Source organism: Thiothrix nivea DSM 5205, from assembly GCF_000260135.1.
Lineage (GTDB): Bacteria > Pseudomonadota > Gammaproteobacteria > Thiotrichales > Thiotrichaceae > Thiothrix > Thiothrix nivea.
In genome coordinates, this window is record NZ_JH651384.1 from 384,976 (window position 1) to 406,244 (window position 21,269).

A 21,269-nucleotide genomic window follows, 5' to 3' on the forward strand; every position below is an offset into this window, starting at 1 on the left:
TAGCTCTACAACCTATTGATTTTCCTGGTTTGAAATACGTAGCAAGACCTTGTCCAGCCAACCGGTGGGCAACAGCCGCCGCAATATCCAGAACAGGTGCGCGGGGACTGTCACCCGGTAACGCGCCCGTGGATGGGGGCTTTCCAGCGCATGGATAACTTTTTCCAGCACGGCTTCAGGGGGCAACGTAAATGGTGCTGCCGGCCCTACCTTTTCCAGACGGCGGATAGCGCCCTGATATTTAAGGCGGTGGACACTCTGGTCGATATTGACCTGTTCTTTCAGGGACTGCAAGGCATTGGCGCGGAAACGGCTCTCGATTGGCCCCGGCTCAATCAGACAGACCTTGATGTCGGTATCCGCCAGCTCCAGCCGCAAGGTGTCAGCCATGCCTTCGACCGCATATTTACTGGCGTTGTATGCCCCACGGAACGGCAAAGCGACATAGCCCAACAATGAACTGTTGTAGATGATCCGCCCTTCGTTACGCTGGCGCAGGATCGGCATCAGCATGACCGTCAACTGATGCCAACCAAAGACATTCGCCGCAAACTGTTTTTCCATGGCCTCACGGGAAAGATCTTCCAGCGCACCTGCCTGACCGTAGGCCCCATTATGGAACACGGCGTACAATTCGCTATTGGTGCGCAGCATCAGCTCATAAACTGCATCCTGCACGCTTTCCGGGTCGGCAAGATCCAGTTTCAGGGTCTTGAACCCCTCCCCTTCCAGCCGCTCGACATCCTCATCCTTGCGGGCGGAGGCGAACACCTGGTAGCCACGTTCACGCAACCCTTTCGCCACACAATAGCCAATACCGCTGGAACAGCCGGTTATCAGTACATTACGCATGTTTCCTGCATCCTCGCCAATATTAAGTGGAGGAATGTAACGTGATTCATTGAATTCAGGCAATCCCAGCCCTATCATTACTGGGTTCTAATATACGGAAACGGGATTGAAAACATGCCTATTTACGCTTACCAATGCAATGCTTGTGGCCATGAACTGGAAGCCCTGCAAAAAATGTCGGATGCGCCCCTCACCGACTGCCCATCCTGCAACACACCCGCGCTCGCCAAAAAAGTGACAGCAGCAGCGTTTCGCCTAGGCGGCAGTGGTTGGTATGAAACTGACTTTAAAAGTGGCAGCAAAAAAAACCTTGCCAGCAATGATGCCCCCTCCCCTGCTTGTGGCACGGGAGCCTGCCCTGCCTGCAAAGCAGATTAGCTCCCCGTTTTAGCTTGCCGGGCGCAATGCCCGGCATTCCCGCCACTCATCGGAAAAAAAGCGGTGTTCATTGCATCCCCACTATCGCCCGGAATAAAATAATCTCGCTTGCTTAATTAGAACAATAAAAGGGTTATAAGCATTATGAAACAATCCATTCTCTTGGCGGCTGTGCTGGCTGTTTTCTCTACTTCGCCCGTGTTTGCGGGTGGCTCCCTGTTTGGTGGTTCTGACTCTGATAGTGACGATACTTTCAGCGAAGATGGTGCGGGCGCGATGTATGGCGGCGTCAGTGTTGGCCAGTCCAGTGATGGCGCTTGCGAAGCCAACAATACCCTGATTGATGGCATCAACGCCACCACCCAAAGCCTGCTCGGCACTAGTGTTGTCAGTAACTTTGGCTGCCCTAACACTACCGCATGGAAAGTCTATGGCGGCTACAAAATTGCCCCCAACCTGGCGGTGGAAGGCGCCTATGTTAACTTTGGCGACGCGGAATCCACGGCTACCGTGGCGGCCTTACCCCCAATCAACAACAACGCCAATCCTGTCACCACCACCACCTCCGCTACTGGCTTTGGTGCTTCTGGCGTTGCTAGCGCCCCGGTTACCGATGAAATCAACCTGTTCGGAAAAATGGGCTTTTTGGCCTGGGAAAAAGAAAACAAAGCCAGCAGCACCGTGCTGGGTATGAACGAAACATTAACCCAGAAAACCGATGGCGTTGACCTCTCCCTGGGCGCAGGTGCCGAATATAAGATTGATGAAAACTGGGGTGTGCGTGGTGAAGTTGAGCATTTTGATGGTCTGAATGCCAACCTTTACTCTGTTGGCGCGACTTTCTCAACATTCTAACCCCCTATAATCCCCCTCCCAGTTGGCGTGGGGGGATTTGCAATAACGAGGAAACTACCCAATGAAACGACTCCTCCCCTGCCTGTTTAGCCTGATATTGCTGCCTACCGCCGTACTGGCTGAAGACATTTTCATGACAGATGAAGAACCCGGCCAGTTTTACGCTGCTTACAGCCTGATGAAATCCGAAGCCGAATGCAGCTATCAGGGTGCGGCCTGCGATAGCACCGGCTGGAAGTTGTTGGGCGGTTACAAGTTTAATGACAACCTTGCAGTGGAAGGCGGCTATTACGACATATTCAGCAATGATAGCCTCAACTCAACCACAGGCGCGAAGTCAGTCGTGAATGGCTCTGGCTTGGCGGTGTCAGCAATTGGCTCCCTGCCCATCAACCCAGTGGCCTCCGTATCCGGCAAAGTTGGCATCATGGCCTGGGAAGCCGAAGGCAGTACCAACGGCGTGACCACCTCAATGATTGACGGTACGGATGTCCTGACCGGTATTGGCCTCGGTTACAAATTGAATGGCAATTGGCAGTTGCGTGGTGAATACGAACACGTGGGCGGTGACCTGGAAGCCAATATGTATTCTGCCGGAGCAACATTCTCCACCCTGTGATACTACGCACACTCGCCTGAATCCGGCTTGCGTATAATGCTGCCAGGGCTTAACATTCCCGCCTTTATACGACTCAGAACTCCCGATTCAGGGAGCGGAATGAAATAAACAGGAATAAACAATGCGTAGCCATTATTGCGGGCAGGTGGATGAAGCCCTGCTGGATCAGCAAGTGACCTTGTGTGGATGGGTAAACCGCCGCCGTGACCACGGTGGGGTCATTTTTATCGACTTGCGTGACCGTGAAGGTCTGGTACAGGTCGTTTTCGACCCTGACCGAGCCGATGTTTTCAGCATTGCCGAGCGCGCCCGTAATGAATACGTATTGCAAGTTGTTGGCAAAGTCCGCCGCCGCCCTGCCGGTACCGAAAATGCCAACCTGTGCAGCGGCCAGATCGAAATCCTCGGCCTGGAACTGAACGTCCTCAACGCTGCCGAAACCCCTCCATTCCAGCTTGACGAAGATGGTGTCAACGAAGAAACCCGTCTGACCTACCGTTATATCGACCTGCGCCGCCCGGAAATGCAGAAGCGGATGCAGACCCGTGCGAAAGTGACCGGTTTCCTGCGCCGCTTCCTCGAAGACAACGGCTTCCTCGACATTGAAACGCCGATGCTGACCAAGGCTACCCCGGAAGGTGCACGCGACTATCTGGTTCCCAGCCGTACCCATCCGGGCAGTTTCTTCGCCCTGCCCCAGTCACCGCAGCTGTTCAAGCAATTGCTGATGATGTCAGGTATGGATCGCTACTACCAGTTTGCCCGCTGCTTCCGAGACGAAGACCTTCGTGCCGACCGCCAACCCGAATTCACCCAGCTCGACATCGAAACATCCTTCATGGATGACAACGCCATCATGAGCCTGATGGAAGCCATGATGCGCGCAACCTTCAAGGAAACGTTGGGCGTGGAACTGCCTAACCCGTTCCCACGTATGCCCTACTCCGAAGCCATGCACCGTTTCGGTTCCGACAAGCCGGATATGCGCATCCCACTGGAATTCATCGAAGTCAGCGACCTGATGGAAAGTGTTGAATTCAAGGTGTTCTCTACCCCAGCCAAGGACAAGGACAGCCGCGTAGTGGCTATGCGCCTGCCTAACGGTGGCGAACTGTCCCGCAAGGAAATCGACGACTACACCGCATTCGTAGGCCGTTACGGCGCAAAAGGTCTGGCCTACATCAAGGTCAATGATGCTTCGACTGGTCGCGATGGCCTGCAATCCCCGATCCTGAAATTCCTTCCGGATGAAACCGTGACGGGCATCATGGAACGCACTGGCGCGCAAACCGGTGACCTGATTTTCTTCGGTGCTGACAAGGCGCGTATTGTCAATGACGCTCTCGGCGCACTGCGCGTCAAGCTGGGCCACGACCGTGGTCTGGTGGAAGGCGAATGGGCAGCACTGTGGGTAGTCGACTTCCCGATGTTCGAGTGGGACGACAAGGAAAACCGCTGGGTTGCCCTGCACCACCCATTCACTGCGCCGAAAGGTACGCCGGAAGAACTGCTGGCCAACCCCGGCGAGGCGCTGTCCATTGCCTACGATATGGTGCTGAACGGCACAGAATTGGGCGGCGGCTCCGTGCGTATCCACAACATGGACATGCAGAAAGCGGTGTTCAAACTGCTGGGCATTTCCGATGAGGAAGCACAGGAAAAATTCGGCTTCCTGCTGAACGCGCTGAAATACGGCTGCCCGCCGCACGGCGGTCTGGCTTTCGGTCTCGACCGCCTGATCATGCTGATGACTGGCAGCCAGTCTATCCGCGATGTCATGGCATTCCCTAAAACCCAGACGGCGGCCTGCCCGCTGACCGATGCGCCTGCGGAAGTCAGTACCAAGCAGTTGCGTGAGTTGAATATCCGCGTGCAACTGCCCCAGAAATAAGGGTAAAAACTGTTACCCTCCACCTCTGGGCAGGAGGAGGGTAAACTTCAAGGGGCTTCAAGCACGTCCCTTCGACGACCGTAACCTTGCCAGCTTCTCCCGAATCTTCAACTCCAGCCCCCGCTCCACCGGCTCATAATAACGCCGCCCTTTCATTGCTTCAGGGAAATAGTTTTCCCCCGCCGCATACGCATCTTTTTCATCATGCGCATAGCGGTAACCCTTGCCGTAATCCAGTGCCTGCATCAGTTTGGTGGGGGCATTGCGCAGATGTATCGGCACATCCAGCGTGCCGGACTGTTTTGCATCCACCTTTGCCATCTTGAATGCGGTATACACTGCGTTGCTTTTGGGTGCACAGGCCAGATACGCCACAGCCTGAGCAATCATCAGTTCACCTTCCGGGCTGCCCAGCCGTTCGTAGGCATCCCAGGCATTCAGTGCCAGTTGCAAGCCACGCGGGTCAGCATTGCCAATGTCTTCGCTGGCCATGCGCACTACCCGGCGGGCGATGTAGAGCGGGTCACAGCCGCCATCCAACATCCGGCACAGCCAGTACAACGCTGCATCCGGATCAGTTCCACGCACGGACTTGTGCAAGGCTGAAATCTGTTCGTAAAACAGGTCACCACCCTTGTCGAAACGGCGCAGCGACTCGGCCACCACTTCTTGCACCGTTGCCTCGGTGATCTCTGCGCACTCAGTGGTTTCCTCCGCCAGATCAGCCGCAATTTCCAGCCAGTTGAGCGCGCGCCGCGCATCCCCATCGGCAGCCGTAGCCAGCGCATCCAGCACAGCGTCACTGGCCTGCAAACGCATTTCCCCTAAACCCTTGGCGCTATCCTGCAAGGCACGCTTCAATACGGCAATAATGTCCGCTTGTGTCAGGGAACGCAGCACATAGGTGCGCACCCGCGATAACAGCGCATTGTTGAGTTCAAACGAGGGGTTTTCAGTGGTAGCGCCAATAAACAGCAGTGTACCGTCTTCAATGTGCGGCAAAAATGCATCCTGTTGCGCCTTGTTGAAACGGTGGACTTCATCCACGAACAACACCGTCTTACGCCCAAACCGCTCACGGTTCTGGCGGGCGACTTCGACAGCAGCACGGATTTCCTTTACCCCCGCCAGTACAGCGGAAAGTGTGAGAAATTCGGCATTCCAGTAATGGGTAATCAGCCGCGCCAGCGTGGTTTTGCCGGTTCCGGGCGGCCCCCAGAACAACATTGAATGCGGGCGGGATTCTTCAATGGCACGCCGTAGCGGTTTGCCAGGCGCGAGAAGGTGGAGTTGCCCAGCGTACTCATCCAGAGTCGCCGGGCGCATCCGCTCAGCCAGTGGCGCAAAGTCCCCTTCCCCACCTGTGTGGGAAGGGTTGGGGATGGGGGGAAAGAGTGAGTCCCCCATTCAATCAGGAAGGCGTGCCAACCACATCCACACCCTTGGGCGGGGTGAAGCTGAAGCGGCTGTTATCAATATTAATGTTGGTGCGCACCCCCTGGAATTTGATGTAGGTCTGCTGGCCGAACTTATCACCCAGAATCATTTCTTCAACACCGTTGTTGCCAACGCCCAGATCCATGGTGGTGAAATCAGAATCCTGCTTTTTCGGCGTCAGACGGAACCATTCCAGCGTACTGTTATCCGCATCCATAGCCTGCACGCTGAACTGCTTGTCGACCGGCTGTTTCTGGAGCAGCATGGCAACTGGCGCGGCGGAAAGTGCCTTGTTCATCGGTTTGACCGTTACCTGATCCAGTTCCACGTCATATACCCACACGTTTTTGCCGTCAGCAACAATCTCGTGCTTGTCGGGCGCGGCGTATTCCCAGCGGAATTTGCCAGGGCGTGACAGGAACACATTGCCGCTGGAGGATTGGCGCAGTTCGCCCTTGTCATCAATGACCTGCTGGGTGAAAGCCGACTGCATGGTGTTCACCTGGGTGAAAAACTCGTCCAGCTTTTCGCGCCCCCCTGCCCATGCCGAGCTGGTCATCAGGCCAGTCGCCAACATTACCGCCAGTGTTTTTGCCAACATTGTTTTCATCATTAACCTCTGAATCCTGTTAATCGCGTGGAGGTGGGGCCGCAGCCAGTACGTCACGGGTTCCGTTACTCAGCACCGGGCTGACTACACCTGCACTTTCCATGTCTTCTATCATCCGCGCCGCACGGTTATAGCCCACTTTGAGGCGGCGTTGCAGATAAGAGATCGACGCACGCCGGGATTCGGTGACGACCGCCACTGCTTCATCAAACAGCGGGTCTGACTCGCCTTCCCGTTCGGCCAACGGCTCCAGTCCGGGTATCGCATCGGATGAAGACGTGGTATCTGCTAAGACATCCTCGATGTAATCAGGTTCCCCTTGCAGCTTCAGGTAGTTGGCAACATCTTCGACTTCGCGGTCAGTCACCAGCGCGCCATGTACCCGCAACGGCAGGGATGTACCGGGCGGCATGTACAGCATATCGCCATAACCGAGCAGCTGTTCCGCCCCACCCTGATCAAGAATAGTGCGCGAGTCTATCTTGGTGGAAACCTGGAATGCAATTCGCGTCGGGATATTGGCTTTGATCAAACCGGTGATGACATCCACCGACGGGCGCTGGGTCGCCAAGATCAGGTGGATGCCGGAAGCACGCGCCTTCTGCGCCAATCGCGCGATCAGCTCTTCCACTTTCTTGCCGACCACCATCATCATGTCGGCGAATTCGTCCACGATCACCACGATGTAAGGCAATGGCTTGAGCGGTTGCGGATGGCCATCGACGGAGGTCAACGGGTCGAACAGCGGATCCATGATCGCATCACCCCGATCCTGCGCCTCACGTACTTTTTCGTTGAAACCGGCAATATTGCGCACCTTGAGCTTGGACATCAACAGGTAACGCCGTTCCATTTCCGCCACGCACCAGCGCAGCGCGTTGGCAGCGTGTTTCATGTCGGTCACGACCGGTGCCAACAGGTGCGGAATGTCCTCGTAGCTGCTCAGTTCCAGCATTTTCGGATCGATCATGATCATGCGCACGTCATCCGGCGTAGCCTTGTACAACAGGCTCATCAGTACGGCGTTGACGAACACCGACTTCCCGGAACCGGTCGTACCTGCCACCAGCAAGTGTGGCATACGCGCAAGATCAGCCACCACCGGATTACCGGCAATGTCCTTGCCCAACGCCAAGGTCAGCGGGGAATGGTTTTTCTTGTAAACCGGTGCGCCCAGCATTTCGCTGATCGTGACCACATCGCGGCGGTCGTTGGGGATTTCGATACCGATGGTAGGCCGCCCCGGAATGACTTCCACCACGCGCACGCTGGCCACGCACATATTGCGCGCCAAATCTGAGGCAAGGCCGGAAATCTTGGAAGCCTTGGTTCCATCCGGCAGTTCCAGCTCAAAACGGGTAATCACCGGGCCTGGGTCTTTGGCCACCACCTTAACATCCGGTACGCCGTAATGGCCGAGCGCTTCAACTAGCTTGTCCGCCAGTTCGTTCAGACGTTCCTTTGACTGCGTGACACGCTCGTGCGGCGGTGGGTTCAGCATGGTTAAAGGCGGTAACAGCTTCAACTGGCCACTTTTCTTGCCAGATTTGGTGCGTACCCCATCAGCAAGGTCACGCACACCCGCAGTGTCATCTGTTTTGCCGCGAATATCAGGGGATGGCTTGGCTGCTTCAGGAGCTTCCTGTCGGCCATGCGGCATGGAAGAAAAATCCGGCACATCCAGTTTTGGATCCTGGCGTCCAGGGGCGTTCAAGTCGGTCAAATCAACACCACTGCCCAGTTCCGGACTTCTGTCAGGAAGATGCTCCCCTACCCGCTGGTTCACCCACTCGCCAGCCTTCCCCAACATCCCGCCACCGCCTTGCAACCCACGGTTAAGTACGTCGGACAATCGTCCGAAAACGTTTCCGGAAGCAACGCTGGTTTTTTCTTTCGTGTTTGGCTCGTGCGCGCTGTCATCCTGCATGGCCTGTAGCTTGTTGAACAAGTTTAACATCCAGTCGCCAACCTTTTCCGTCACCTGCGCCCAGGAAATATCCCCCACAATCGTGATGCTGCCCAGAAACAGGGAGAGCAAAAACACGACCGAACCAAAGAAGCCGAGGAATGAACTCTTGAACAGGTTGGCAACCACTTGCCCCAGCATCCCGCCGCCGATGCCATCCGGTTCCGGGTAAGGCACAAACAGCAAGTTCGCTAACCCGGCCCCCGATAGCAGGGTAAACAGCGCCCCGATGCTGGTGATGACGTCATTGATGCCCCCTACCGGGTTGTTGGGGTTTTTCATATACGGCCCCATCCGGAAGGCTGTCAACCCCATGACTATCAGTACGATAGGTAACAGATAAGCCAGATAACCCAGTAAGCCAATCAGGAAATCTGCCATCCAAGCGCCTTTACAGCCCGCCAGGTTTTCACATGGCCCCACATGGTTGCTGTTGCTGTGGAACGGCCCCGGATCCACGTCACTGTAGGAAAGCAAGGCCAACATGATGACTGCGGCGATGCCTAAAAAGATGATGACACTGGCCTGTTGTAAACCCAGGCGTTTTTTTTGATTGAGAATAACCTTAGCCAAACCAATATCCCTGTCTGTTTGATCCCGATATTATAAGGACTGTTTTTCCGATTACTACTTTACCCGGCCCGGCATGTCACATAGCATTACCCGATTCGGAATGAGCGGGGTGCTGCTCTCCCCGTGATGCAAGGAGAATTATACATGAACACGACGAAACATTGCCGCTTACTCATCCTCGGTTCCGGTCCGGCTGGCTACACTGCTGCCGTTTATGCCGCCCGTGCCAACCTTAACCCGGTGCTGGTGACTGGCCTACAACAAGGCGGGCAACTGATGACTACCACCGAAGTGGACAACTGGCCGGGTGATGATGCTGGCGTCATGGGGCCGCAACTGATGGAACGGATGCAAAAACACGCGGAACGTTTCGACACCGAAATCATTTTCGACCATATTAATAGTGTAGATTTGCAAAAACGCCCATTTACCCTGAATGGTGACAGCGGGCAGTATACCTGTGATGCGCTGATTATCGCCACTGGCGCATCTGCCATGTACCTGGGGCTGGAATCCGAAGAAAAATTCAAGGGCAAAGGTGTCTCTGCCTGCGCCACTTGCGACGGTTTCTTCTACCGCAATCAGAAAGTTGCCGTGATCGGTGGCGGCAATACGGCTGTGGAAGAAGCGCTGTACCTTGCCAACATCGCCTCAGAAGTCGTGCTGGTACACCGCCGTGATGAACTGCGTTCGGAAAAAATCCTGCAAAAGCACCTGTTTGAAAAGGCCGAAGAAGGCAAAGTTAAACTGATGTGGAACCATGTACTGGATGAAGTGCTGGGCGACAACAGCGGCGTCACCGGAATGCGCATCAAGCACGTCCGGAGCGGTGAAACCCAGGACATTGACCTGATGGGTATTTTCGTCGCCATCGGCCACAAGCCAAACACTGCGATTTTTGAAGGCCAACTGGAAATGAATGGCGGCTACCTCAAGGTACAAAGTGGCACCGAAGGCAACGCCACCCAGACCAGCGTGGAAGGCGTGTTCGCCGCTGGCGACGTGATGGATCACGTCTACCGCCAAGCCATCACCTCAGCCGGAACTGGCTGCATGGCGGCGCTGGACGCCGAAAAATACCTGGACCAACTGGCCAAAAGCAAATAGCGAGGCGCTATTGTTACCACGCTCCCTCAGCCTGACCCTGCTCAACGCCAGCTGGCCGGATGAACCCTTCCCGCCGGTTGAGCTGGCGTGGGAAGAACCCAACGGCCTGTTGGCAGTCGGTGGGGATCTGAGCCTTACGCGCCTGAAAAATGCTTACAAGGCAGGTATTTTCCCCTGGTTCGGGCCGCGCGAACCCATCTACTGGTGGTCACCCGACCCGCGCACGGTGCTATTCCCGGACAACATCCGCATCACCCGCAGCTTGCGCAAATCGTTGCGAAACAAAGGTTACCGCATCACCTTCGACACCTGTTTTGCCGAGGTGGTGAATGCTTGCGCCGCGCCACGCGCCTACACCGCCGAGACCTGGATTACCCACGAAATGCACACCGCCTACTGCCTGCTGCACGCAGCGGACATTGCGCATTCGGTGGAGGTATGGAACCCAGCGGGTGAACTGGTTGGCGGCTTGTATGGCGTGGCAACCGGCGGGGTATTCAGTGGCGAATCCATGTTCAGCCGCGAACCGGATACATCAAAAATCGCCATGGTGGCACTGGCCTGGCACGTACAGCACTGGGGTTTCAAGGTCATCGACTGCCAGATCGAAAACCCACACCTGTTAAGTATGGGGGCGGAAAACATTTCCCGTGCTGATTATATCAGCATTCTCCAGGCCAACCTGCACGTTCCCCCGCCACCGCGTTGGGAAGCCGATGCCCGCGCAGACCTTTCACACTGGGAACCCAACCAGACAACATAAACAAGCAACCGGGCAACAGCATGTACGACGACGAACCACAAAAGCCACCCTTCAGCGCCGAAGAAATCCGCATCCTCGGCTGCCTGATGGAAAAACAACTCACCACACCCAACAACTACCCTCTGACTTTCAACTCATTGGTGCAGGCTTGCAACCAAAAAAGCAGCCGCGAGCCAGTGATGAACCTGACCGAAGGCAAGGTCGGGCATATCGCCAAAAACCTGGTGGAGGAAGGCTGGGCCATCATCCAGAACAGCGAACGCGCCCAACGGGTTGAACACAAGGTCAGCCGCCGCCTGCAATTGAACCAGAAGCAGCAAGCCATCCTCGCTGTATTGCTGTTACGCCGCCCGCAAACCCTCAACGAAATCAAAACCCGTACCGAACGCATGGCCGATTTCACCAGCACCGATGAAATCCATGACATCCTTGACGCTTGGATTACCGCCGAAAACCCGCTGGCCATCCGCCTGCCTGCCGGTACTGGCAGACGCGAAGACCGCTACTTCCACACCCTTGGGGCGGAAAATCTGGATGACTTGCAGGAAGAACCGGCCACCTATACCACCACGCAATCCACCGCTGAACGGCAGGACTGCTGCTCCCGGCTGGAAGCCCGTATCGCCGAGCTGGAACAACGACTGGCGGCATTGGAAAACCAGTTGCTTTAATCCGTGGCACAAAGCTTGCTACAGTATTTGGTAATCAACTTATCGGTGGCAACAAGGTTTCCATGCCTACAAACCTGCTGACAGGACAACTGACTATCCGCCTACGCTGGCGGCAGGGCAAGGTTACGGCAGTACATATCTGCTCCAGCCGCCTGCGCCTCGGCATCCGCTTTTTCGCCGGAAAGCCGGTTGATTCTGCCCCCAAACTGGTCGGTATGCTATTCAGCCTGTGTGGTACTGCGCAATCTGTCGCTTCTGCCCGCGCTGCGAACAAGCATTGGGGCAGCAAGCCAGCCACGAAGCCGAGCAGCAACGCGAATTCGACGTGGCCAAGTGCGAGGAATACGCCCGCCGGGTCAACCCGAATATCGGGATCCTGCACGTATCTGCCACCAATGGCGAAGGCATGGATGGCTGGATCGACTGGTTGCAACAGCACCGTAAGGGGCTGGTCGAGCAACAGATGCAGGCGCTGGAAGGCAAGATGCAAGCCCTCCGCAACTCGCTTTCCACGTAAAGGATAGGCATGAACGTGCGCCGGTCAGCGTGCAACATATCGTGCGCTCATTTGACCCGTGCATGGTTTGCACCGCGCACTGAGCTGCTACAATCGGGCCAACGACAATCAATTGAGGAGTCACCATGCAAACATCTCTGGTACTGACCGTGCTTGGCCCTGACCGCTCCGGTCTGGTCAAATCCATATCCGAAGCTGTCAAAGCGCATCAGGGCAACTGGCAGGAAAGCCGTATGGTGCATTTGGCCGGGCAGTTCGCCGGCCTTGCCCACGTTACCTTGCCAACCGAACAGGTTGACGCGCTGAAACAGGCACTGCAAGCCCTGCAACAGAATGATCTGCAAATCCTGGTGCAGCAAGCCGAAGTTACCGCGCCCCGTACCGTAACCCCTTTGACGCTGGAGCTGCTTGGTCAGGATCGCCCCGGCATCATCCACGATATTACCCACCAGTTGGCCAACCTCAACGTCAATATTGAAGAGCTGGAAAGTGAACAACGCCCTGCCCCCATGTCCAGCGAACTACTATTCTACGCCAACCTGCGGCTTGGCCTGCCGGAGGGCATTACCCCGGAAGACGTCCAGGGCGCTTTTGAAAACATGCCTGACCCACTGATGGTCGACCTGACATTTGCCTGATGGATAGTAAACGATGAACAAGGCGGTTGTACTCCTCAGTGGCGGACTGGACTCCACCACTGTTCTTGCCATAGCCCACCAGCAAGGCTTTGAGCCGTATGCACTCTCCTTCTGCTATGGCCAGCGCCACAGTGTGGAACTGGAGTCCGCCCAACGGGTAGCAAAAGCCATGGGCGTGAAAGAACACGTCATTGCTGACATTAACTTGCGGGCTTTCGGCGGCTCTGCCCTCACTGCCGACATCGACGTGCCCAAAGGGCGTGATACTGCGGCAATGGAAACCAGTATTCCGGTGACCTATGTCCCGGCACGCAACACCATTTTCCTCTCCTTTGCCCTCGGCTGGGCAGAAGTACTGGAAGCACAACACATCTTCCTCGGCGTGAATGCGCTGGACTACTCCGGCTACCCGGATTGCCGCCCGGAATTCATCGCCGCCTTCGAGAACATGGCGAACCTGGCCACCAAGGCCGGGGTTGAGGGGCAGCAGCTCACGATCCATGCGCCGTTGATCAACATGAGCAAGGCCGACATCATCCGCAAAGGGCTGACGTTGGGCATAGATTACAGCCTCACCAGCAGTTGCTATGACCCCGGCGAACACGGCAAACCCTGTGGCCAATGCGATTCCTGTTTGTTGCGTGCAAAAGGTTTTGCGGAAGTCGGTGCAACCGACCCATTGCTAGAAAAATTCGGGATACAGGCATGAACGAAACCCTGTTTTACGTCGCTGCCGCTCCCTTTGAAGCTGCTTGCCGGGTCGAAAATGCGCAAGGCTCACCACTACCAGCAGGACACCGCGCCCGCCGCCTGCACGGCCACAGTTTCCTTGCCAAGGTGCGGGTGCAGGGTGCGCAATCGGTCGGATCGCTGCACCAACAGTTGGTGGAATGTGTTGCGCCGCTGGATTACAACGACCTGAACCAGTTCCTCTCCATTCCCACCGATGAAAACCTCGCCCGGTGGGTACGCGCCCACATGGCATTACCGGGCATGGCTTCCGTCGGCGTGCAAAGCACCCTGCACCAGGGTGCTGACCTTGACCTCGCCGACAATGCCCACATCTGGCGACGTTTCCGCTTTGAAGCAGCGCACCGCTTGCCGAACGTCCATGCCGGACATCAATGCGGGCGCATGCACGGGCATGGTTTCGAAGTCATCCTGCACGCCAACCAGAATCTGCAAGCGCAAGACATGGGCGTGGACTTCGACCGGCTGGAAGCCGTGTGGCAACCACTGCATGAACAACTCCACAACCATTGCCTGAACGACATTGCGGGGCTGGAAAACCCTACCAGCGAAATGCTGGCCGCGTGGCTGTGGGATCGGCTCAAACCCGAACTCGACGCGCTTTCGTGGGTGAGCGTGTACGAAACTGTTACTGCTGGTTGCCATTACGATGGGCAACACTACCGCATCTGGAAAGACCAGCGTTTTGAAAGCGCCCTGCGGCTGGAACACACTGTTCCCGGCGACAGTGTGCGCCGCCTGCACGGGCACAGTTACCTGCTGCGTTTGCACCTGACATCCCCGCTAGATCAGGTCATGGGTTGGACCGTCGATTATGGTGATGTAAAAGAGGCTTTCACCCCTATCTACAAGCAGCTTGACCATCATTATTTAAATGACTTAACCGGGTTGGAACAACCTGACCCTGCCAGCGTCGCCCGCTGGATACACTCGCAAGCCAGTACCAGCCTGCCGCAGCTTGACCGCATTGACCTGTATGAAACGCCTGGCTGCGGCGTGGTGCTGTCGTGGGGTGAACATGAGCCGGGGTTGCCGGTGTGAGCAGGACATACTCCGTCAAGGAGATTTTCTACACCTTGCAGGGTGAAGGCTTTCATGCTGGCCGCCCTGCCCTATTCTGCCGCTTTGCGGGCTGCAACCTGTGGTCAGGGCGTGAGCAGGATCGGCACAAGGCACAGTGTGATTTCTGTGATACCGATTTTGTCGGAGTGAATGGGGTAAACGGTGGCAAGTTTCGCTCTGCTGACCTACTAGCGGCACGGATTGAACAGTTGTGGCTGGCAGGCGTGCAGCAGGACGTGAACCGTTTCGTGGTCTTCACCGGTGGTGAACCATTGCTGCAACTGGATACGCTACTGATTGACGCCCTGCACACTCGCAGCTTCGAGATTGCGGTGGAAACCAACGGCACCAAGCCTGCCCCGTCCGGTATCGACTGGATTTGCGTCAGTCCCAAGGCCGATGCTCCGCTGGCGCTGACGCATGGCAATGAACTGAAACTGGTGTACCCGCAACCACTGGCAATGCCGGAACGCTTCGCCGAACTGGATTTCGGGCATTTCTACCTGCAAGCAATGGATGGGTCGCAACAGGCACAGAACACGCAGACGGCTATTGCCTACTGTATGCAGCATCCGCAGTGGAAGCTAAGCGTACAGACGCACAAGCTGCTGGGAATTCCATAACAGCATTCACGCTGGTAACAACCCTTCCACCAACAACTATCCGACTGAAAGCAAACTTTCCATTGATAAATCCCAAAACTCATTCAATTTCGTTAAAGGCTCATTATGTGTTTCGGGGTCTTGCCACATGAACCTTGAAACCGCTGGTAGAATCCCCAACTGATAAGCATCCGACAAGCCAGTGAGGTAGCCATATGGGCAGTTTGATCAGCATAGCCAGCCTGACCAGTGATGAAGCTTGCTACCAGCAAGTGCGTGTGTTGCGCTGGCCTGACGGTACGGTGTGCCCACATTAGACATTATCTGAAAAACCCATCCTCTCCGTGCATCAGCTGGATCAATCATTTCTAACCCGTGATGCATTCCTGAAGTTGTGCAGCCCGCAGGCGAGTTCCATCACCAAATCATCAAAGCCATCCTTCCAGTTCCTGAACACGTCCTTGACACAACGGCAGCGTTTGACGCCGCTGATGACATGCTCGACCACTACCCGCGTCCGTGAAATGGCCTGGTTACGCCGCTTTTCTTCACGGGTCAGTTCGCCGCCACGGGGTTTCTTTTTGGGTTCAAACAGCGTGATGCCTTCACCCATCTGATGCCCCTGAAAGCCGGAATCCCGGTAAACCTCATAACCATCAGGCACTTGTGCCTGTTCTTCGTCCGCAATCCGCTTGTCATGCACCTTGCCGCTACGGGTTTTGCCCAGATACTTGATGTCACGGTCATCCAGCCCGGCAATCAGGTTGTTCTTCACCGTATGGGCTTTTTTTTCCACTGTACCAGTCTTCCTGCACGTCCGGGTCAAGCGGGCGTTGGATACGGCGTTCCGTCCCGTCGATCCCGACTGCCTGCACCGCTTCGGTTTCCAGGCGTGCCAGCAGTTCTTCCGGCAACCGCGCCGGACGATGCCCCATTTGCTTCAGGGCTGCCTGCAAGACCGGCGATAGCCGGTGAACCCAGGAGTTGGCGGCACTTTGCGTCAAACCAAATGAATAGGCCAGCACTTCCTGTAACGGGTAAGTCTTCAGGTAATACAGGATGAACAGCAGTTTGTCTTCTGCCAAGGCCAACTGGCCGGGTTTTCCCCGCTTTTCATCCGCATTTTTCCCTTCCTCCACCAGGCTGCCCCGGTAGGCTTCATGGAAGTACGGCAACAGACGGTTGAACTCACCACTGTTTAACCCCATCATGGCCATAAACGTTTTCTGCTTGCCTTTCAGCGCTTTGTGTATTCAACCATCCCCGCACTGACTATCAACATTGTCCCATGATAGGTTTAGCTGAATTTTCTGCATTGATTTGTGAAATTTCTCTATTAATGGATAAATACAGTTTTTTAGATAATGTCTAATGAGCCTCGCATTAAAACGCTATTGACAAACTGCTGTGCCGAGGGTTAGCTGCGGGTATTTTGGTAGCCCATGAAACTCCACCCAACCGCCGCTATTGTTGACCATTTTGCCTCCATCCCTGACCCACGTCTGAACCGCCGTAAGCGGCACAAACTCAGTGACATCTTCTTCATTACCCTGTGCGCAGTGATTTGCGGGGCGGATGACTGGGCTTCCATTGAGCTGTTCGGCAAATCCAAACGAAAATGGTTCACGGAGGTGTTGGGGTTGCAACACGGCATCCCGTCACACGATACCTTTGGCCGGGTTTTTGGCCTGATCGACACACAGCAGTTCAGTGAATGTTTCAGCCGCTGGGTGGCTGACCTGTCCGACCTCAGTGATGGCGAAATCATCGCGATTGATGGCAAATGCCTGCGCCGCAGCCTGGACAGTGCTTCGGACAAAGCGGCCATCTACATGGTCAGTGCCTGGGCGACCCGGAATCAATTGGTGCTGGGACAACAGCGGGTGGATGATAAATCCAACGAAATCACTGCCATCCCTAAACTATTGATGCAACTGAACATGACAGGAGCGGTAGTGACGTTGGATGCGATGGGTTGCCAAACGGCCATTGCCAGGCAGATCATCGACCAGCAAGCCGATTACCTGCTCAGCCTGAAAGGCAACCAGGGCACGCTCCATCAGGACGTGAAGCTATTTTTTGAATCGGCCAACACCTGCCCACCCATTGGCCATACCCGTTATGACGGCGGGCATGGACGGATTGAAACCCGCATCGTGCGGGCTACCTCCAACATTGGCTGGTTGAAGAAAGACCATCCCATTGGACAAAACTGACCAGCATTATCGCTGTCACTGCCATCCGTGAATGCAAGGATAAGACCACTGAAGAAACCCGTTACTTCATCAGCAGCATGGATGCCTCCAACCCGGAGCGGCTGGGACAGGTCGTGCGGGCACACTGGGGCATTGAAAACAACCTGCACTGGGTGCTGGATTACGCTTTCCGCGAAGATGACCAGCGGATGCGTTCCGGCAACAGCGACGCCAACATGGCTGTCGTCCGCCACATTGCCCTCAATCTGGTTAAAACTGACAAAACCATCAAGGTCGGTGTGAAAAACAAACGCCTCAATGCCGGGTGGGATGAAGATTATCTGCTAAAAATTGTCACCGGCAGACTGGGGGCTACCAAGATTAAAATTTAGACCATTGTAAAACAAGATGTTTTTAATGCGATTGCCCTGGGCATATTGCACCATCAATCGAGTAGATTTACATTTGGTCGGCTACTACACTGTACTTTATCTGGAGCAATTTCCATGTAAATGCTATCTACATACACTATACAAAAAAACGTTTAGACCAATCTTCCGCCCAGGTAAGGATACCGCCATGCAACAGGCATTGATCGTAGAAGACGTACCCGAAACCAGCGAGTGGTTGCATCTTACCTTACAAAAAGCATTCCAGCAGATACATTCCTTCCAGGCCGACTCGTGCAGGCAGGCACGGCAAATACTGCAAGCCCATTGCATCAGCCTTGCACTACTCGACATCAACCTGCCGGACGGCAGTGGTATCGAGCTTGTACCATGCATCCGGGAACGCTGCCCAGACGCCTACATCGTCATCACGACCATTTTTGATGACGAAGAGCATATCCTGAAAGCCCTCAAGGCCGGGGCGCATGGCTATCTGCTCAAGGACTTGCCCGAGCGCTTGTTCATCCAGAAACTGCGCGGCATCCTCAATGGCGACCCGCCAATTTCACCCAGTATTTCACGGCGTATCCTGCAATATTTTTCTGCAGAAAGGTCTGTGCCACAGACTCAGGCCAATAACATGGATATACAGGCTGACTCCAGGCATGAGGCCATTTCCCTCAGCCCGCGTGAGCGGGAAGTCTTGACGCTGGTTGCCAAAGGTTTGAGCCGCCCGGAAATTTCCAGCCTGCTGGGGCTATCGACCAATACGGTGGCGCGTTACATCCGTGACGTTTATCAGAAGCTCAATATTTCCAGCCGGGCGGAAGCCGCCGTGGAAGCCTGCCGGATGGGGTTGGTCAGCACGGAACTGCATTGATGGCATGGGTAAAAATTGCCGCATTCCTGTTCACCCCCGCCAACCTGCTATTGGCCGTTTTGCTGTTTACCGCCACGACGGTGGGCATGGCGACACAAGTGTTGATGCAACAACCGTGGACAGGCATTCGGGCCAGCCCTGCCAATAACGGTACTCTTGTCATCAACGCCATCGACGCCAACTCCCCTGCATCGGCAAAATTCACGGTGGGTGAAACCTTGCTTGGCCTGCAAGCTGACGGGAAGGTGCTGGCGGTCAGCCCTCTGCTGAACAGCTACCCCCCGCTCTCCCCTGCCACCTTCGCCCAGCAGGAAGCTTTTTACCAGCAACAGGAAACCTTGTTCAAGGCACTTACCCAAGGCACTGAAGCCCGCTTTGTGACAACTGCGGGAAAAACCGTTACCTTGATACCTGCGGCGCAGACGCCTTTGTCTGCCATTCCCTGGGTATTCTGGCTATTGTGCCTTGTGAACCTGACAGCCCCTTTGGTTGGTGCCTTGGTATGGGCATACCGCCCCTACCAAAAGGAATCCCTGTACCTGGTGCTGCACGGCTTGTTTTATTACGTCTTTGCGGTCAGCGGCTCGGTTGTCATTGCTTCGGAATTCTGCCTGAGGCCGGATACGCTGCGGCAGGACCTGTTACTGCAAGTAATCGGCATCAATTTCGCTGCTGCCCTGATCATGGTGATCTTCTGCTACACGCCCAAACCACTGGTGCGGGGGGCATGGTTGTTCTGGCTCATCCTGGGGGTTACTGCGCTATCGACAGCCAATTATCACTACCAATGGTCAGAAACGCCGGGGCATATGTTCTATATGCAATACCCCATCCTGTACATGATCGTGGTTTCCGTCATTACCCTGCAACTGCGCCGCCTCCATCACCAGCCGGTGGAACGGGCAAGCCTGTTCGCCCTCACGGTCGCGTTCATGTTGCCAAACGCAATTATTATCGCGCTGCATGTCATCCCCATTTTGCTGGGCATCCCGCCAGTGGTTGGCAACATTGCCGCGCTGCTGTTGTTTGACCTTATGGCTGTAGGGCTTGCGGTTGGCATCCTGCGTTACCGCCTGTTTGATATTGAGGTTTGGTGGTTTAAGTCCATGTTGTGGGTCTTGGGCGGGTGTTTGGTGGCTGCCCTCGATTTGGCGATTGCCACCCTGTTCCACACACCAGACCGCTTTGCGCTGGCCATTTCAATCATTCTGGCAGGTTTTCTGTATTTTCCATTACGGCAATGGCTGCTGAACAAAATCATCCCGCTGGAGCGGCTCAGCGTACAAGACTACCTGCCGGGATTCAGCGCCAAAATGTCGGATGCCATCAGTAAGGAAAGCTTTGAGGAACACTGGAAAAGCTTCCTGTTACAGCACTTCTCACCGTTGCATATGGAGAGCAGGATGGAACAAATAGATACCAGCCGTTTATCCGACAATGGATTGCATCTGTACGTACCCAGCCTTGGCAATCAGCACTCCTATCGTTTGAGCGGCAAGCAGCGTGCAGCCCGCCTGTTTAACAAGAAAGATGTGAAAAACACCGAATCCTTACTCATGATTGCGCGGATGGCGAGCAATGCAAGTGAAACCCGCCAGCGGGCGGTAGTGGAGGAACGGCAGCGTATCATGGGCGACCTGCATGACAGCGTGGGTGCGCAACTGATGACCTTGATGCACAAATTGCCTGACCCGGAACACAAGCAGGCGGCACGGCTGACCCTCATGACCTTGCGGGACACCATCCGCCTTTCGCAGAAAACCTGCCCGCTCAAGCTGGTAGATCATGTGGCGGACTGGCGCACCGAAATTATGGAACGCACCGAAGCGGCAGGGGTGGAGTTGATCTGGCAGCAGGGGGAATTGAGTGGCTATCAGCTTAGTGCCAAACAGGTGCTGGAATTGACGCAGGTTATCCGTGAGGCTGTCAGTAATGCGCTTAAACATGCGCAACCGGAAGTACTGGAAATGGGTATTTCAGTTAAGGATGGTAAACTGCATGTCTGCGTCATGAATGATGGGAGGGTATCCCTGCCTTCGACATGGCAGGCGGGAACCGGGTTGAATAGTATGAAAAAGCGGATACATGGGGTGAATGGGAATATCCAGTTCCGGCTGACAACCTTACCGAAAACCAAAATGCAGGTATTGCTGAGTGTGCCATTCTTGAATCATTCATGATTTTCAACAAGTGTGCATCTGTTGCGTAGATACCAGACGGTGATCAGTTCGAGTATCAACCCAATTGGTATTATGAGAAGTACAGAAGCATCCAAGCCCCATTTCCAGCCTTGTTCGTTTACTTCATAGCTATTTGCGAATATCAAGACAAACACGCATAAACAAACATAAATAACCAGGAAGGTCGAAACCAAGCCTAGAGGAAACGGGGAGTATTTTAATCTGGCCTTGCAACCAGGGCACTGGATTCCAGAAGAAAAGCCAGATTTCAAAATAGTAATTGCGTCAATCTCACCCTTGCAGTTTGGACATGTTTTTCCTTCGTTCATGACAA

At 55.1% G+C, this 21,269-nt stretch carries 21 protein-coding genes and 2 pseudogenes; 16 read left to right on the top strand and 7 right to left on the bottom strand.

Features of this window, described 5'->3' with window-relative positions:
- Positions 1-12 precede the first annotated feature (12 nt).
- The gene (locus THINI_RS02085) at positions 13-852 is read right to left on the bottom strand and encodes an SDR family oxidoreductase (RefSeq protein ID WP_002707032.1); all 840 of its coding nucleotides are present in this window, start codon (positions 850-852) and stop codon (positions 13-15) included.
- A 114-nt stretch (positions 853-966) separates the two neighbouring features.
- Here THINI_RS02085 and THINI_RS02090 point away from each other — a divergent pair, with 114 nt between their 5' ends.
- The 4 genes from THINI_RS02090 to aspS all read left to right on the top strand — a co-directional run bounded on the left by THINI_RS02090 (position 967) and on the right by aspS (position 4,595).
- Positions 967-1,230: an FmdB family zinc ribbon protein gene (locus tag THINI_RS02090; protein ID WP_002707033.1), complete on the top strand. Its 264-nt coding sequence runs from the start codon at positions 967-969 to the stop codon at positions 1,228-1,230.
- A gap of 144 nt (positions 1,231-1,374) precedes the next feature.
- Entirely contained in the window at positions 1,375-2,085 is a 711-nt protein-coding gene (locus tag THINI_RS02095) for an outer membrane beta-barrel protein (protein ID WP_002707034.1), read from the top strand.
- Between the two features lie 61 nt (positions 2,086-2,146).
- Positions 2,147-2,704, top strand: a complete 558-nt coding sequence (locus tag THINI_RS02100; RefSeq protein ID WP_002707035.1) for an outer membrane beta-barrel protein — start codon at positions 2,147-2,149, stop codon at positions 2,702-2,704.
- A 121-nt stretch (positions 2,705-2,825) separates the two neighbouring features.
- Positions 2,826-4,595, top strand: coding sequence for an aspartate--tRNA ligase (gene aspS / locus THINI_RS02105; protein WP_002707036.1), 1,770 nt, complete (start codon positions 2,826-2,828; stop codon positions 4,593-4,595).
- A gap of 57 nt (positions 4,596-4,652) precedes the next feature.
- Here the strand turns inward: aspS and THINI_RS02110 are convergent, their stop codons facing one another.
- Genes THINI_RS02110 through THINI_RS02120 form a run of 3 tightly spaced genes read right to left on the bottom strand, consistent with a single transcriptional unit; the run spans position 4,653 to position 9,181 of the window.
- Entirely contained in the window at positions 4,653-6,002 is a 1,350-nt protein-coding gene (locus tag THINI_RS02110; protein WP_002707037.1) for a replication-associated recombination protein A, read from the bottom strand.
- A 4-nt stretch (positions 6,003-6,006) separates the two neighbouring features.
- Positions 6,007-6,645 carry an outer membrane lipoprotein periplasmic chaperone LolA gene (gene lolA, locus THINI_RS02115; protein WP_245536561.1) on the bottom strand — a complete coding sequence of 213 codons (639 nt, stop codon included), beginning with the start codon at positions 6,643-6,645 and terminating at the stop codon, positions 6,007-6,009.
- Between the two features lie 16 nt (positions 6,646-6,661).
- On the bottom strand, positions 6,662-9,181 hold the full coding sequence (locus tag THINI_RS02120) for a DNA translocase FtsK (RefSeq protein ID WP_002707039.1): 2,520 nt from the start codon (positions 9,179-9,181) through the stop codon (positions 6,662-6,664).
- 144 nt (positions 9,182-9,325) lie between these two features.
- Here THINI_RS02120 and trxB point away from each other — a divergent pair, with 144 nt between their 5' ends.
- From trxB to THINI_RS24900, 9 genes and pseudogenes are all read left to right on the top strand, one after another.
- Positions 9,326-10,288, top strand: a complete 963-nt coding sequence (gene trxB / locus THINI_RS02125; protein WP_002707040.1) for a thioredoxin-disulfide reductase — start codon at positions 9,326-9,328, stop codon at positions 10,286-10,288.
- 10 nt (positions 10,289-10,298) lie between these two features.
- The gene (aat, locus tag THINI_RS02130; RefSeq protein ID WP_002707041.1) at positions 10,299-11,051 is read left to right on the top strand and encodes a leucyl/phenylalanyl-tRNA--protein transferase; all 753 of its coding nucleotides are present in this window, start codon (positions 10,299-10,301) and stop codon (positions 11,049-11,051) included.
- A gap of 20 nt (positions 11,052-11,071) precedes the next feature.
- The gene (locus THINI_RS02135) at positions 11,072-11,722 is read left to right on the top strand and encodes a YceH family protein (RefSeq protein ID WP_002707042.1); all 651 of its coding nucleotides are present in this window, start codon (positions 11,072-11,074) and stop codon (positions 11,720-11,722) included.
- A 229-nt stretch (positions 11,723-11,951) separates the two neighbouring features.
- A complete protein-coding gene (locus THINI_RS02140; protein WP_211206956.1) occupies positions 11,952-12,239 on the top strand; it encodes a hypothetical protein in 288 nt (95 codons plus the stop codon).
- A gap of 125 nt (positions 12,240-12,364) precedes the next feature.
- Positions 12,365-12,877, top strand: coding sequence for a glycine cleavage system transcriptional repressor (locus THINI_RS02145; RefSeq protein WP_002707043.1), 513 nt, complete (start codon positions 12,365-12,367; stop codon positions 12,875-12,877).
- 13 nt (positions 12,878-12,890) lie between these two features.
- Positions 12,891-13,586 (top strand): 7-cyano-7-deazaguanine synthase QueC, encoded by a 696-nt coding sequence (gene queC / locus THINI_RS02150; protein ID WP_002707044.1) that lies wholly within the window; start codon positions 12,891-12,893, stop codon positions 13,584-13,586.
- A complete protein-coding gene (locus THINI_RS02155) occupies positions 13,583-14,668 on the top strand; it encodes a 6-carboxytetrahydropterin synthase (protein ID WP_002707045.1) in 1,086 nt (361 codons plus the stop codon). Before queC ends, THINI_RS02155 begins: the two co-directional genes overlap by 4 nt.
- Positions 14,665-15,312 (top strand): 7-carboxy-7-deazaguanine synthase, encoded by a 648-nt coding sequence (gene queE, locus THINI_RS02160; protein WP_002707046.1) that lies wholly within the window; start codon positions 14,665-14,667, stop codon positions 15,310-15,312. Before THINI_RS02155 ends, queE begins: the two co-directional genes overlap by 4 nt.
- 194 nt (positions 15,313-15,506) lie before the next feature.
- Positions 15,507-15,605 (top strand): annotated as a pseudogene (locus tag THINI_RS24900) (transposase); the annotation flags it as partial.
- 44 nt (positions 15,606-15,649) lie between these two features.
- Here THINI_RS24900 and THINI_RS02165 read toward each other — a convergent pair.
- Entirely contained in the window at positions 15,650-16,087 is a 438-nt protein-coding gene (locus THINI_RS02165; RefSeq protein ID WP_040838991.1) for a transposase family protein, read from the bottom strand.
- Positions 16,035-16,502 carry a helix-turn-helix domain-containing protein gene (locus tag THINI_RS02170; RefSeq protein ID WP_169314578.1) on the bottom strand — a complete coding sequence of 156 codons (468 nt, stop codon included), beginning with the start codon at positions 16,500-16,502 and terminating at the stop codon, positions 16,035-16,037. The genes THINI_RS02165 and THINI_RS02170 overlap by 53 nt, the downstream gene beginning before the upstream one ends.
- A 231-nt stretch (positions 16,503-16,733) precedes the next feature.
- Here THINI_RS02170 and THINI_RS02175 point away from each other — a divergent pair.
- The 3 genes and pseudogenes from THINI_RS02175 (at position 16,734) to THINI_RS02185 (ending at position 20,935) form a co-directional block, all read left to right on the top strand.
- Positions 16,734-17,878 (top strand): annotated as a pseudogene (locus THINI_RS02175) (ISAs1 family transposase).
- Between the two features lie 187 nt (positions 17,879-18,065).
- Positions 18,066-18,755 (top strand): response regulator transcription factor, encoded by a 690-nt coding sequence (locus THINI_RS02180; RefSeq protein WP_002707049.1) that lies wholly within the window; start codon positions 18,066-18,068, stop codon positions 18,753-18,755.
- Entirely contained in the window at positions 18,755-20,935 is a 2,181-nt protein-coding gene (locus THINI_RS02185) for a sensor histidine kinase (RefSeq protein ID WP_002707050.1), read from the top strand. Before THINI_RS02180 ends, THINI_RS02185 begins: the two co-directional genes overlap by 1 nt.
- On the opposite strand, the gene THINI_RS24905 is transcribed toward THINI_RS02185, so the two are convergent.
- Complete coding sequence (locus THINI_RS24905) at positions 20,926-21,264, bottom strand: hypothetical protein (protein WP_002707051.1); 339 nt, start codon at positions 21,262-21,264, stop codon at positions 20,926-20,928. The genes THINI_RS02185 and THINI_RS24905 overlap by 10 nt on opposite strands.
- Between the last annotated feature and the right edge of the window lie 5 nt (positions 21,265-21,269).